This is a genomic window from Streptomyces sp. NBRC 110035 (assembly GCF_000829695.1).
GTDB lineage: Bacteria > Actinomycetota > Actinomycetes > Streptomycetales > Streptomycetaceae > Streptomyces.
Map to the genome: position 1 here is coordinate 398809 of NZ_BBNN01000016.1, position 13131 is coordinate 411939.

Below are 13131 nucleotides of genomic sequence, written 5' to 3' on the forward strand. Positions count from 1 at the left end.
CGGTCGGAATCGATCTGGGGACCACGAACTCGGTGGTGGCCGTGCTGGAGGCGGTGAGTCCACGGTCGTCACGAACGCGGAGGGCGCCAGAACGACCCCTTCCGTCGTGGCCTTCGCCAAGAACGGGGAGGTGCTGGTCGGCGAGGTGGCCAAACGGCAGGCCGTGACGAACGTCGACCGCCCGCACAAGGGCGTCAACCCGGACGAGGTCGTCGCCGTCGGCGCGGCACTCCAGGCGGGCGTCATCCGCGGCGACGTGAAGGACGTGCTGCTCCTCGACGTCACCCCGCTGTCCCTGGGCATCGAGACCAAGGGCGGCATCATGACCACGCTGATCGAGCGCAACACGACCATCCCGACGCGGCGTTCGGAGACCTTCACCTTCACCACCACCACCACCGCCACCGACAACCAGCCCTCGGTCGGCATCCAGGTCTACCAGGGCGAACGCGAGATCGCGGCGTACAACAAGAAGCTCGGCGACTTCGACCTGACCGGTCTGCCCCCGGCCCCGCGCGGCGTCCCGCAGATCGAGGTGGCCTTCGACATCGACGCCAACGGGATCATGCACGTCTTCGCCAAGGACCTCGCCACCGGCCGGGAACAGAAAGATGACCGTCACCGGCGGCTCGGCCCTGCCCAAGGACGACATCGACCGCATGATGCGCGAGGCCGAGCAGTACGCCGACGAGGACCGCAGGCGCCGTGAGGCCGCCGAGACCCGCAACCAGGCCGAGCAACTCGTCTACCAGACCGAAACGTTCCTCCAGGACAACGAGGACCGGATCCCTGCCGAGACCAGGGCCGAGGTGGAGGGCGCCGTCGCCGGGCTGAAGCCGCTGCTGGACCGGCCCGCCGACACGGCCGCTCTGCGCGCCGGCGTCGAGAAGCTCGCCGAGGTCAGCCGGCGGATGGGCCAGGCGATGTACGCCCGGGCCGACGCACGGAGCGGGGCCGGGAGCGAAGCCCGGTCGTCCGCGGACGACGCAGGCCCCCCTGGGGCGCCGCGGGAACAGGGCGGCGAGGACGGTGTCGTCGACGCGGAGATCGTCGACGAAGGGAACGACGGGGGAGCAGGGAGCGGCGGGAGGAGCGGGCGCGGGGGCGCTCAGTAGCCGTCCCGGAACTCCCGCAGCAGCTTCTGCGTGTGCCGGGCGGAGGCGGCCCGCGCCGTCATGTGGTCCAGCACCTCCAGGTGCACCGAGACCTCCTTGCGGGAGTCCAGGTACAGGGCGCCGGTCAGGTACTCGGTGAACACCATGTCGGGCAGCTCCGGCTCGGCGAACCGGAACAGTGAGAAGGGCGCGTACGTCCCCGGGTGGGGTCCGTCGGTGAATTCGGCCACCTGGAGTGTGATCCGGTCCCGCTCGGACCACTCCAGCAGCTTGTCGAACTGCTCGCGCATCACCCGGCCGTCGAGCGACACCGGGCGCCGCAGGACCGTCTCCTCCACGATCACCCACAGGTGGGGCGGATCCCGGCGCTCCAGGAGTCGCTGCCGCTCCAGCCGCAGCGACACATGCCGCTCGACGGCCTCCGGCCCCTGGTTCCCGATCGTCCCGGCCTCCATGACGGCACGCGCGTAGTCCTCCGTCTGCAGCAGCCCCGGCACGAAGTGCGGCTCGTAGGACCGGATGACCCGGGCGGCACCCTCGAGGCTCACGTACAGGCTGAACCAGTCGGGCAGCACGTCGTGGAACCGCTGCCACCAGCCAGGACGGTTCGCCTCCTCCGCGAGCCCGATGAAGGTGGCGGCCTCGCTCCGGGACACCCCGTACGCCGTCAGCAGAATCTGGATGTACGGGATCTTCAGCGCGACCTCGGCCGTTTCCATGCGCCGGACGGTCGCAGGAGCCACCCGCAGGACCCGGGCGGACTCCTCGCGGGTGAGGCCCGCCTTCTCCCGCAGCTCCTGCAGCCGCCTGCCGAGTACCACTTGGCCCACCGTGGGTGCGGCCCGCCGTTCACTCACGCCACGTCTCCCCAACGCCCCCCAACACACGATCAGTCTGCCATGCCCGCCCGACCCTCTCACGGGAGACGGCCGGGCGCCCCTGTTCCGGGCGCCCGGGTCATGGCGTCCGGGCCATGGCGTCCGGGCCATGGCGTCCGGGCCATGGCGTCCGGGCCATGACGTCCGGGGCAATCGACCGCGACCCGCCGCGGGCGGAATCGTGGACGCCCCGAGCCCGGGCCGGCGCACTCCGGCCCGGGCCCCGGACCGGATTCGTCCAGTGCCCTCGTCGACGGGAAGGTATGCGGTGTGCGGTGCACCGTGGCCTTCAGCCCGTCACCGAGCTGATCGAACCGGCCCGACCCCGACCCCGACCCCGACGGAGGGGATGCGTCATGTCCGCGACCCAGCTCGCCGCACTCACCCGGACCTTTGACCCGCGGTCGGCGCTGCGCCGCCTCGTGGTCCTCGACGCCGCCGTGACCGGCGTCAACGCACTCGCCTACCTCGCCCTCTCCGGCCCGCTCGGCCGTTTCCTCGGCGTCGGCTCCGGCCTGCTGGCCGGGCTCGGAGCCTTCCTCGCGGCGTACGCGGCCGGCGTGGCCCTGCTGGCCGCGCGCCGGTATCCGCCGACGCTCGGCGTCCGGGCCGTCGTCGAGATCAACATCGCCTGGGCGGTGGTGAGTTGCGTCGCCCTCGTGCTGTGGCTCGAGCCGAGCACGGCGGGCGCGGTGTGGACGGTCCTTCAGTCGCTCGTCGTGGCCGGTTTCGCCCTGCTCCAGTACATGGCACTGCGGATTTCTCATCGACTCAGCCATGAGTGAAGGTACTTGGCCGTCGCCGGATCGGCCGGGAGAAGGGTCTCCACGGCCAGCTCGGCGACGGTCACGTCCATCGGTGTGTTGAAGGTGGAGATCGACGACACGAACGACAGGATCCGGCCCTCGTGCTCGATGCGCATCGGCAGCGCGAAGTACGCCACGGACGCCGACTCCTCACCGTCCGCTGCCCCGGCCCCCTCGGTCGAGTCCGGCTCGGGTTCTGGCACCGGGAACGCCGCGACCTCCTCGTACAGCGCCCGCAGCGGTGCGGAGCGGCGGAGCGCGATCTGCCGCTCCATCTGCTCCAGCAGATGACCGCGCCACTCCCGCAGATTCCGGATCCGGGGTGCGAGACCCCGCGGGTGCAGCGTGAGCCGCACCGCGTTCAACGGCGGTACCAGCAGCGACTCCGGTACCCCGTCGAACAGCATCATGATCCCGCGGTTGGCGGCCACGACGTCGTACATCGCGTCCACCACCAGCGCCGGATACGGCTCGTATCCGGCGATCAGCCGCCCGATGCCCTCGCGCAACGCCTCCAGCGCCGGGTCGTCCAGGGGAGTCTCGGGGAACCGGGGTGCGTAACCGGCCGCCAGCAGCAGTGCGTTGCGCTCCCGCACCGGGACGTCCAGGTGCTCGGCCAGCCGCAGCACCATCTCCTCGCTGGGCCGGGAGCGGCCGGTCTCGACGAAGCTGATGTGCCGGGCGGACGAATCCGCGCGCAGCGCGAGCTCCAGCTGGCTGATCCGCCGCTGCTCCCGCCAGGCCCGCAGCAGTGGACCCACGCTTTCGGTGGCGGTGGCGGTGGCGGTGGCGGTGGCGGGCGTGGGAGTGCTCATGCCCGGACGGTAGCCGAGAAGGCGCCGCACGCGGGCCGTACCCGCTGCGGGACCACCCTGCGACCACGCCCGGCCTCCTGCGCAGGGTCCGGCGGCACCTCCTGTGGCACGCTGGGCGAAGAGAAACCCCGACCGCCACGGGCAGAGGAGGAGCCGATCCATGTCCGCCGCATCCGCCGCACCGCTGTCGCCGAAGGAGATCGAGGAAAGGCTGACCGGTCTGCCGGGCTGGTCGCTCGACGGCGGCCGGCTCACCCGTTCCTATCGGCTCGGTTCCCACTTCGCGGCGACGGCGATGGTCGTCCACGTCGCCCGGGTGCAGGAGGAACTCGACCACCACTCCGACCTCACCCTCGGCCACCACACCGTGTCCGTCGCCGTCCAGACGCACAGCGCGGGTGGCGCCGTCACCGCGAAGGATGTCGAACTGGCGCGCAGGATAGAGGACGTGGCTCCCGGTCACGGTGCACACTGAGGTGTGTGCTCGACTACGACGAGGAAGCGGGGCGCTACGACGCCTCACGGGGCGGTGAGCCCCGGGCCGCGGCCGCCGCGCGGGCGGTGCTCGACCTGATCCCCCTCGGGGCGCACGACCTGCTGGACATCGCCTGCGGCACCGGCAACGTGACCCGGCGCTTCCCCGCCGTCCGTACCGGCCTGCGGGTGACCGGCGTCGACCTCGCCCCGTCGATGACCCGCATCGCGGCAACCCGTCTGCCCGGCGCCGTGGTCCGCGCGGACAGCCGTCGTCTGCCGTTCGGCGACGCCCGGTTCGACGCCGCCGTCAGTGTGTGGCTGCTGCACCTCCAGTCCGGCCCCGAGGACGTGCGGGCGCTCATCGGCGAGTGCGCCAGGGTGCTGCGGCCCGGCGGGGTCTACGTCACCACCGTCGACAAGGCCGCCTCGCACAACGTGGGCAGCGACATCGACGCCGTCCTCTCCACCCGCCCGCGCGGTCCGGTGCGCGACGTCGCCGCCGACGTGGTGGCCTGCGCCGCCGAACAAGGCCTCGTCCCGGCCGGACAGACCGTCTTCCGGGGCCACGGCCAGGGCCGCAGCCCTCGCCGCACCATCGCCGACCTGCGCCGCGGCTGGTTCGTCACCCTGCCCCCCGGCTCCCCCCTCGCCGACGCCTTCGCCGCCCGCCTCGCCGCCCTCCCCGACCAGGACCGCCCCCGCCCCGACCCGGTCTTCCAGCTACGGGCGTTCCGAAAACCGCCGCATCAGCCGCATCCACCGAAGCCGCCGGCGGCCCTTGCGGGGTGAGGCAACCAAACCGGGACCGGTGACCACTGAAAGGCGGAATCCCCCCGCCCTCCCTGGAGGTTCGTCCCGTGAAGCACCCGCACCCGCACCCGTGGAAACACGCGCACAGGTCACGCAGACGCCGGTTCGTCCTTCCCGCGGTCCTCACCGCCGTGGCCCTCGCCGGGGCCGGACTCACCGGGCTCGGCGCCGACACCGCCGAAGCCGCCACGGCACGCCAGGTCGAGGCACTCGACCGGGGCGTGGTCAGCGTGCACAACGGCAGCGGCAACCTGGTCGGCTGGCGCTGGCTCGGCACCGACCCGGACAACGTCTCCTTCAACGTCTACCGGGCCGGTACCAAGGTCAACTCCACCCCCGTCACCGGCTCCACCACGTTCTTCCACTCCGGCGCCCCGTCCCACGCCGACTACACCGTCCGCGCCGTCGTGAACGGCGTCGAGCAGGGCGACTCCGTGCACGCCGTCCAGTTCCGCGGCGGCTACAAGGACGTGCCCATCTCCCCGCCGGCCGGCGGCACCACCCCGGACGGCGTCTCCTACACCTACGAGGCCAACGACGCCTCCGTCGGGGACCTCGACGGCGACGGCGCCCTCGAGTTCGTCCTCAAGTGGCAGCCCACCAACGCCAAGGACAACTCCCAGTCCGGCTACACCGGCAACACGATCGTCGACGGCATCCGGCTCGACGGAACCCGGCTGTGGCGCATCGACCTGGGCCGCAACATCCGCTCCGGCGCCCACTACACCCAGTTCCAGGTGTACGACTACGACGGCGACGGCAGGGCCGAGGTCGCCATGAAGACCGCCGACGGCACCCGGGACGGCACCGGCGCCGTCATCGGCAGTTCCTCCGCCGACCACCGCAACTCCAGCGGCTACATCCTGTCCGGCCCCGAGTACCTGACCATGTTCGACGGGCAGACCGGCAGGGCCATGGGCACCGTCGACTACGTCCCCGCCCGCGGCACCGTCTCCTCCTGGGGCGACTCCTACGGCAACCGCGTCGACCGCTTCCTCGCCGGCACCGCCTACCTCGACGGCGCCCGGCCCTCCCTGATCATGGCCCGCGGCTACTACACCCGTTCCGTCGTCGCCGCCTGGGACTGGCGGAACGGCGCCTTCACCCGCCGCTGGACCTTCGACACCAACTCCTCCACCAACAGCGGCAAGGGCTACGACGGCCAGGGCTCCCACAGCCTCTCCGTCGGCGACGTCGACAACGACGGCAGGGACGAGATCGTCTACGGCGCGATGGCCGTCGACGACAACGGCAGCGGACTGTGGACCACGAGGACCGGTCACGGGGACGCCCAGCATCTCGGCGACCTCGACGCGTCGACCTCGGGCCTGGAGTACTACAAGGTCTCCGAGTCGACCTCACAGCCCGCGGCCCTGTACATCGACCCGGCCAACGGATCGGTCCGCTGGAAGCTGTCCGCCTGCTGCGACAACGGGCGCGGTGTCGCAGGTGACATCTGGTCGGGCAACTCCGGCCCCGAGATGTGGTCCTCCTCCGACGGCTCCGTCCGCGACGAGGGCGGCGGCACCAAGGGCCGCAAGCCGTCCTCCGCCAACTTCCTCTCCTGGTGGGACGGCGACCCGGTGCGCGAACTCCTCGACGGCACCCGCATCGACAAGTACGGCACCTCCTCCGACACCCGCCTGCTGACCGGGTCCGGGGTCGTCTCCAACAACGGCACCAAGGCCACCCCCGTACTGTCCGGCGACATCCTCGGCGACTGGCGCGAGGAGGTCGTCTGGCGCACCGGCAACAACACCGCGCTGCGCATCTACTCCACTCCGCACGACACCGACGTCAAGATCACGACGCTGCTCCACGACACCCTGTACCGCACCTCGCTGGCGTGGCAGAACACGGCCTACAACCAGCCGCCGCACACCGGCTTCTTCATCGGCGACGGCATGCCGACCCCGCCGCGTCCGGCGGTCCACACCCCCTGAGCAGGACCGCGGGGCACGTACGGCCGCTCCGGCCGTACGTGCCCCGCGGGCTCACCGCCTCCGGCCGGTCACGTCACCGTGCAGGCCCGCCCGCCGAGTGCGAAGGCCACCGGCTTCGAGTTCGTCGCCGAACGGCTCGCCGTGAAGCCGAACCCGACCGACGAGCCCGCCGCCACGGTGCCGTTCCAGTCGGTGTTGCGTACCGTCACCGCCGGACCGGACTGTGCGTGGGCCCCGTTCCACAGCTGGGACACCCGCTGTCCGTCCGCGAACGACCAGGTCAGTGACCAGCCGTTCCAGGGGTCCGACCCGGTGTTGTTCACCCGGACCTGGGCCTGGAAACCGTCGGACCACTGGTTGGTGATCTCGTAGGTCACCGCGCAGGCCCCCGTCGGCTCCGGATCGGGGTCGGTGCCTCCGCCGCCGTCGTCCCCGCCCCCGGTGTCCGAGGTGTCGCCGTAGACGATCCCGCGGCCGTTGGTCGCCACGTACACCCTGCCGTACACCCGCGGGTCACCGGTGATCGCCGCACCCGTCCAACCCCACTGGTGCGCGTCGTCGTTGATGCGCGTCCAGCTCTGCCCCTGGTCCGTCGAGCGGAAGATGCCGCGCACGCCGTCGATCCTGGCGCTGGTGAAGACGGTCTGGTACGAGGCGTCGGGGGCCGCCTTGCCGAAGCCGACGGTGTCGGCCTCCTCGACGCCCTGCAGCTTGGTGAAGCTCTGTCCGCCGTCGGTGGAGTGCCACAGACCGTGGACCCCGCCGCTCTCCCCGCCGGCCAGCCAGATGTCGCCCTCGGCGCCCGGCAGCGCCTTGTACCGCACGCTGTCGCCGCTCGGCAGGCCGGTCGCGGGGGAGGCGGTGAAGGTGGCGCCGCCGTCCGTGCTGACGTAGAACGTCCCGGACGTGAAGCCGTAGAACGTCTTCGGATCCACCCGGTCGGACTCGACGACCGCCCCCGCGGGAATGCCGCTCGACGCCGACCAGGAGGTGCCGAAGCCGGTGGTGTGGTGCACCCCGGCGCCCTGCGGGCTCCACACGAAGCCGCTGCCGTCGGCGCCCGCCGCGACCGTGCCGCCGCCGCTGACGCCCTCGGGGTCGGTGCCCGCGAACCAGGTGGCGCCGTTGTCCGTGGAGAACGCGATGTGCGGACCGGAGTCCAGGTCACCCGCCCGGACCACCGTATCGGGGTTGGACTCGGCGAAGTCCAGACTGGTGGTACCGGTGAAGTTCGGCTGGGTGAACATCATCGACGGGACCTTCGTCAGGTCCGTGTGCCGGAAGCCGCCGACATCGAGGAGCCCGCTGATCAGCGGCGCGCCCGACGGGGGAGAGACGAGGTCGTTGACCGCCGTCTCCTCCAGGCCCCGCACCATGGGCTCGATGGTGAACGTGGTGTCGCCGTCCCAGTTCGTGAGGTTCTCGGTGCCGTAGACCGTCGCACCCGTCCCGTACATCATGCGGTCCGGGTCGAACGGGTCGATCTCCAACGCTTCGGTCATCCACCCCAGTTTGGGAGTCTGTTCGGGCGGTGACGGGTTGGCGCCCCAGGTCAGCCACGGCACGGACGAGACGTCCATGGTGTAGCGGTTCTCCCGGTTCGGGTACGGGGAGTAGTCCCACGCCTGCGTCCACGTCGCACCGCTGTCCGTGGAACGGAAGATCTGGGTGTCCGGCCACCAGGAGCTGTACGCCGTAGCCATGAGAGTGCCCGGGTTCTGCCGGTCCACCGTCAGTCCGCTGAAGCCGTAGTACGTGTCGGCCTCGGCGACCGGGCTGATGTCGGTCCAGGTTCCGGTCGCGGTCGCGTACCGCCACAGCCGGCCCTTGCCACCGTCGTACGGACCGCCCTTGTCGCTGTATGCGATGTACAGGTGACCGTTCTCGGTGTCCAGGACGCCCTTGTGGGCCAGGTGCCCGGACGGCTGCCCGGCCACCCGCTCCCAGGTGACCCCCGCGTCAGTCGACCGGTACACCGCGTTCTCCGTGTCGGCGACCCCCACGTAGATCGTCCGCGTCGCGCTGCCCGGCGTGCCCGTCGACTCGTCGAAGGTGACCCAGACGATGCCCTGGTTGTCACTGGCGTACCCGGAGGTGTCACCCGGATCCTGCACGTAGGTGCCCGGGTTGGGGAAGGCCGTCACCTCCGACCAGCTCGCGCCCGAGTCGGTCGAGCGCCACAGGCCGTTCCCGCTGGGCGTCCCCAGGTACAGCACGCTGTTGCGGTGGGGATCGACGGCGAGGCGTTCGCCCATGCCCCGCCCCGGCATGTTGCCGCCCAGCTTGAACGGCAGGTCGGCCTTCCGCCAGGTGGCGCCCCGGTCCGCGGAACGCAGTACCGCGCCGTTGTTCGGGTCCCAGTCGTTGGTGTACGTGCCCGCCGCCGCGTACACGCGGTCCGGGTCGACCGGGTCGGAGGCGAGGCTCACCACGCCGGTGTGCCCCCAGTCGTCCCAGCCGACCGAGTCCAGCAGCGGCGTCCAGGTCTTCGTCCCCTCCTGCCACCGGTAGGCGCCGCCGATGTCCGTGCGGGCGTACGCCAGGTTCCTCTCGCTGCGGTTGAAGACGATGCCGGGGACGAAACCGCCGCCGTCGATCCGGGCGTTCTTCCAGGTGTACGTGTCCGCGGCGAGCGCGGACCCCGCCGGGGCGTCGGCCGCGGCGGACCGGTCGGGGGGAGCGGCGGCGAGGGCGGGCGGGCCACCCGTGAGCAGGCCGGCCGCCAGGGCGAGCACGGCCGTGAGGGCGCGGGTTCTTCGCACGGTGAAGTCCTTCCTCGGGGGTGGGGGGAAAGCGAGAGGGTGCGGGGAGGAGGGTGTGCGAGGGCCGGGCGGACCCCCGTGCGCGAGGGATCCGCCCGGCCGCTGTGGCCCCGGCGTCAGGTGCCGGGGCCGGCACGCGGAGCGCCGGCGGGGGCTATTCGAGGAGCTCCGCGTACGAGCCCATGGCCAGGGCGATGTCGGCCTGGGCCCAGAACCGGTGGTACGTGAAGGTGGGCGCGGCACCGCCCGCCAGATAGGACTCGATCTTCGACCAGGCCGGGTCGTCCTGGTAGAAGGAACGGATCGAGTCGAACGTCGACGACGAGTCGATCGTGTCCCCGTTGGGCATGGTGCCGGTCCAGCCGCTCGGCACGTGGAGGGGGTCGTCGAAGCGGTTGTAGTCGGCGCGGGTCTCCGGGACGGCGATGCCGAGGTCGTCCTGGTGGTTGTCCCACATGCCGTCGAGGAGTGCCTTCGCCGTGTCCGCGGCCTCGGTGTCGCCCGAGCGGTCCGCGTAGTACGTCAGCGTCTTCGCGTAGGCCGCGGCCACACCGACGTCGTTGGTGTAGTCGCTGACGGTGACGTGCAGCGAGCTGTTGGCGCCGGGGGAGGACGGGTTCCAGGTGTCGGGGCTGCCCGACCACTGGAGTGTCGCCGGGAGACGGAAGGTGCCGTCCGGGTTGACGGTCGTCTCGGACAACGCCCAGTCCACCCACTTGTCGAGGACGACCTTCGCGTCCGCGTCGCCCGTCTGCTGGTAGTACTCGGCGACCCGCTCCATGGACCACGCCTGGAAGCCGAACCACTGGTTGGACGGCGGGTCGTGGTACACCGGTTTCTCGTCGTAGTACATGCCGTAGAACGTCGGCGTCCCGGCCGGCGGCGTCGCGTAGCGGCCCGCCCAGCTGTTGGTGGCGCCGCCCGCGATCGCGCCCTCGTCGGACTGCAGCCAGCGGTAGAACTCCAGCTGCCGGTCCAGGGACTTGCCCCAGTCCGCCGCACCCGTCGCCGAATCCGGCTTCAGGGCGTCGTAGGAGCTGAGGGCGTAGGCCGCCAGGGGGTTCTGGTAGCCGCCGTGCGCGTGGCTGGAGCCGATGCGCCAGGCCCAGCCCGCCGAAGTGTCGGTGGCTCCGCCCCAGGCGTAGTACCAGGACATCAGATAGTGCGAGGCGTCCTTGCCGGTACCGGCCGGGCAGGAGGACGGGCTCGTGCAGTTCCCGACCTTCTTGAAGTACTTGTCGTACATGGAGTAGCGCAGGTAGTCGCCCATCTTGGCGGCCTTGGCGACGGTGGTGGAGATGTCACCGCCGTTGCCCTGCTCCTTGGCCCACAGGTCGGCCCAGTAGGCGGCCTGCACCGCGCGCGCGTCGGCGTCCGGGGCGTTGGTGAACTTCCACTGCTTCGCGTAGGAGGCGTCCTGGGTGAACAGGTCCAGATACCCGTTCCTACCGCCGTACTTGAAGGCGTCGCAGGTGGGCTGCGGCACCGTCTCCCACACCGACTCCTGCGCGCCGCGCTGGAAGGTGTTGATGTACGACGGCCCGGTCGCCGTCGGACCCGCCTCGCACCGGCCGGGCTCGTTGCCGTAGCCGTAGGTGTTGTCCACGTCCTGCAGCCAGTGCATACCGTAGACGTCGTCCGTGCCGTACGTGGACCTCAGCTCGGCGGCGATCGGGTCCGTTCCGACGCGGACGCCGGTGTCCAGCGGCGCCGGGTACTCGGCGGGGGTGTCGAGCTCGGGCGCGTACGTCGCCGGCTTCGAGGCGTTGTAGAAGGAGTTGGTCGGCTGGTCCGCGTGAGTCGGGATCATGTACCGCTCCATGATGTCCCAGGCCCCGTTGAACTTCGACCAGTCACCGGTCACCTTGCCGTACATGGCCTGCAGCCACAGCAGGTAGCTGTACGCCTCCGAGGTGGTCTCGTGGCCGTGGTCCGGCGCCTCGACGATCAGCGTCTCCACCGAGTGGTACGGGATGCCCTCGGGCGAGAAGTATCCGTTCGCCGGGTCGGTGATCTTCCCGTAGAGCTCCAGGAAACGGGCGTCGTACGCCTTCGTCGCGCCCAGCTGCGTCACCGTGACCGCCGCCTCGGTGTGCCCCGGGGCCGACGACTCGAAGACCGCCGAACCCGTCCCCGACGCGTCGGCGCCGATCGTGACCTTCTGCGCGGTGTCCCAGTTCGACCGCGTGAAGGTGAGCGAGCCGCCCGCGGTGACCGACAGCCCCGGGTTGCCGCTCGCGCGGGTCGTCGTGACGGTCGTGTTCGCGCTCGGCCGTGTCGACAGCTTCACCTCGTACGTGCCCGACTCTCCCTGTCGTACCCCCAGGTGGGACGGGGTGGCCACGACGACCGGACCGGAGGCGACGGTGATGCCGACCGGGGTCGAGCTCGCGGAGGCGCCCAGGCTGTCGTAGGCCTTCGCCGTCAGCGAATGACTGCCCACGGTCAAGCCGGCGGCGGAAAGCGTGAAGGGCGCGCTCTCGTCCGTGCCCAGCAGTTCGGTGTCGTCGTAGAACTCCACCTTGGTGATCGTCGCGTCGTCGGCCGCCGCCGCGGTCGCCGCGAGCGGAACCGTTTCGCCCCGCGTGTAGACCGCGCCGGCCTCGGGGCTGGTCAGTACGGTGATCGGCGGCTGGTGTGCCCCCGTGCAGGTGGTGCCGTTGACGGCGAAGGAGGAGGGTGCGGCGTTGCTGCCGCTGTAGGAGAACTGCGCACCGGTGGTGACGGCGCCGCCGGCCGGGATCCGCGCGTTGTGTCCGGCGTTTCGCACGGTCACGGTGGAGCCGGACTGGCTCCAACTGCCGTTCCAGCCGTTCACCAGCCGCTGGTTGCCCGCGTAGGCGTAGGTCAGGGTCCAGCCGTCGATGTCCGCCGCGGCGCGGTTGGTGAGGGTCAGATCCGCGGTGAAACCGGAGCCCCAGTCATTGGTCCGGTAGTCCACGCTGCACTGGACGGCCGCTGCCTGAGCGGGAGTCGATCCTGAGGAGAGCATCGTCAGCGGAAGTGCGAGGGCTGCTGCGGCGGCCGTCCACAGTCGCCGGAGGCCGCGGCGTCTTCTGGGTGGGGGATGCATGGTGCTGGTTCCTCCTGCGACTCGGAGATGTCAAGACTTGAACCAGTGGGAGCGCTCCCATAGTGAGGACGGGGCCCAGGGCGGTCAAGGCTTGTGGAGAGTCGAAAAGATTCGATGACCGAAGTTCAGCGAATCTCGGTAACTCCCCTGTTCTTTGCCGTCACTTGGCGCTAGCGTCATGGACACCAGTGGGAGCGGTTCCATCAGTCGACGCGTCCGTCACGGCACGCCCGAACTGCAAGGAGTCGCTCATGTGGCACCCCCCGCGTTCAGTACTTTTACGTCCTGTCGCCGGTACGTCCGTGCCCCGTGCGGGCGCCCCGGACGCCCCGGTCGTCGGGGCGCACGAGTCAGCGTCCGTGTGCACGGCGGAGCCCTCCGTCAGGGCCTCCCCGCGGGACGCCGGCACCACAGTCGCGGTGTTCCCGCCCGACGGCACCACCCGCACCCCC

General features: G+C 71.0%; 8 protein-coding genes and 1 pseudogene. 5 read left to right on the plus strand and 4 right to left on the minus strand.

The features are described 5' to 3' along the window. Positions 1-130: 130 nt before the first annotated feature. Positions 131-1115 (plus strand): annotated as a pseudogene (locus TU30_RS04340) (Hsp70 family protein); the annotation flags it as partial. Here the strand turns inward: TU30_RS04340 and TU30_RS04345 are convergent. Beyond that, positions 1109-1972 carry a helix-turn-helix transcriptional regulator gene (locus TU30_RS04345; RefSeq protein WP_042164660.1) on the minus strand — a complete coding sequence of 288 codons (864 nt, stop codon included), beginning with the start codon at positions 1970-1972 and terminating at the stop codon, positions 1109-1111. The pseudogene TU30_RS04340 and the gene TU30_RS04345 sit on opposite strands and share 7 nt — an antisense overlap. A 377-nt stretch (positions 1973-2349) precedes the next feature. Between TU30_RS04345 and TU30_RS04350 the strand changes: the two genes are divergently transcribed. Then, complete coding sequence (locus TU30_RS04350) at positions 2350-2778, plus strand: hypothetical protein (protein WP_042164662.1); 429 nt, start codon at positions 2350-2352, stop codon at positions 2776-2778. Here the strand turns inward: TU30_RS04350 and TU30_RS04355 are convergent. Next, positions 2757-3614 carry a helix-turn-helix domain-containing protein gene (locus tag TU30_RS04355; protein WP_042164860.1) on the minus strand — a complete coding sequence of 286 codons (858 nt, stop codon included), beginning with the start codon at positions 3612-3614 and terminating at the stop codon, positions 2757-2759. The two genes, TU30_RS04350 and TU30_RS04355, sit on opposite strands and share 22 nt — an antisense overlap. Before the next feature lie 160 nt (positions 3615-3774). Here TU30_RS04355 and TU30_RS04360 point away from each other — a divergent pair, with 160 nt between their 5' ends. The 3 genes from TU30_RS04360 (at position 3775) to TU30_RS04370 (ending at position 6844) form a co-directional block, all read left to right on the plus strand. Beyond that, positions 3775-4089 carry a 4a-hydroxytetrahydrobiopterin dehydratase gene (locus tag TU30_RS04360; RefSeq protein WP_042164665.1) on the plus strand — a complete coding sequence of 105 codons (315 nt, stop codon included), beginning with the start codon at positions 3775-3777 and terminating at the stop codon, positions 4087-4089. Between the two features lie 5 nt (positions 4090-4094). Next, on the plus strand, positions 4095-4880 hold the full coding sequence (locus TU30_RS04365) for a class I SAM-dependent methyltransferase (RefSeq protein WP_042164668.1): 786 nt from the start codon (positions 4095-4097) through the stop codon (positions 4878-4880). 68 nt (positions 4881-4948) lie between these two features. After that, a complete protein-coding gene (locus TU30_RS04370) occupies positions 4949-6844 on the plus strand; it encodes a rhamnogalacturonan lyase (protein ID WP_042164671.1) in 1896 nt (631 codons plus the stop codon). A 68-nt stretch (positions 6845-6912) separates the two neighbouring features. Here TU30_RS04370 and TU30_RS04375 read toward each other — a convergent pair whose 3' ends face one another. Further along, positions 6913-9606: a cellulose binding domain-containing protein gene (locus TU30_RS04375; protein WP_042164673.1), complete on the minus strand. Its 2694-nt coding sequence runs from the start codon at positions 9604-9606 to the stop codon at positions 6913-6915. 154 nt (positions 9607-9760) lie between these two features. After that, on the minus strand, positions 9761-12679 hold the full coding sequence (locus TU30_RS04380) for a glycoside hydrolase family 48 protein (RefSeq protein WP_042164675.1): 2919 nt from the start codon (positions 12677-12679) through the stop codon (positions 9761-9763). Positions 12680-13131 lie beyond the last annotated feature (452 nt).

What these genes read in the sequence shown, in the direction of transcription:
- TU30_RS04350 (WP_042164662.1), top strand. Translation starts at nt 2,350, where the DNA reads ATGTCCGCGACCCAGCTCGCCGCACTCACCCGGACCTTTGACCCGCGG.
- TU30_RS04355 (WP_042164860.1), bottom strand. Translation starts at nt 3,614, where the DNA reads ATGAGCACTCCCACGCCCGCCACCGCCACCGCCACCGCCACCGCCACC.
- TU30_RS04360 (WP_042164665.1), top strand. Translation starts at nt 3,775, where the DNA reads ATGTCCGCCGCATCCGCCGCACCGCTGTCGCCGAAGGAGATCGAGGAA.
- TU30_RS04380 (WP_042164675.1), bottom strand. Translation starts at nt 12,679, where the DNA reads ATGCATCCCCCACCCAGAAGACGCCGCGGCCTCCGGCGACTGTGGACG.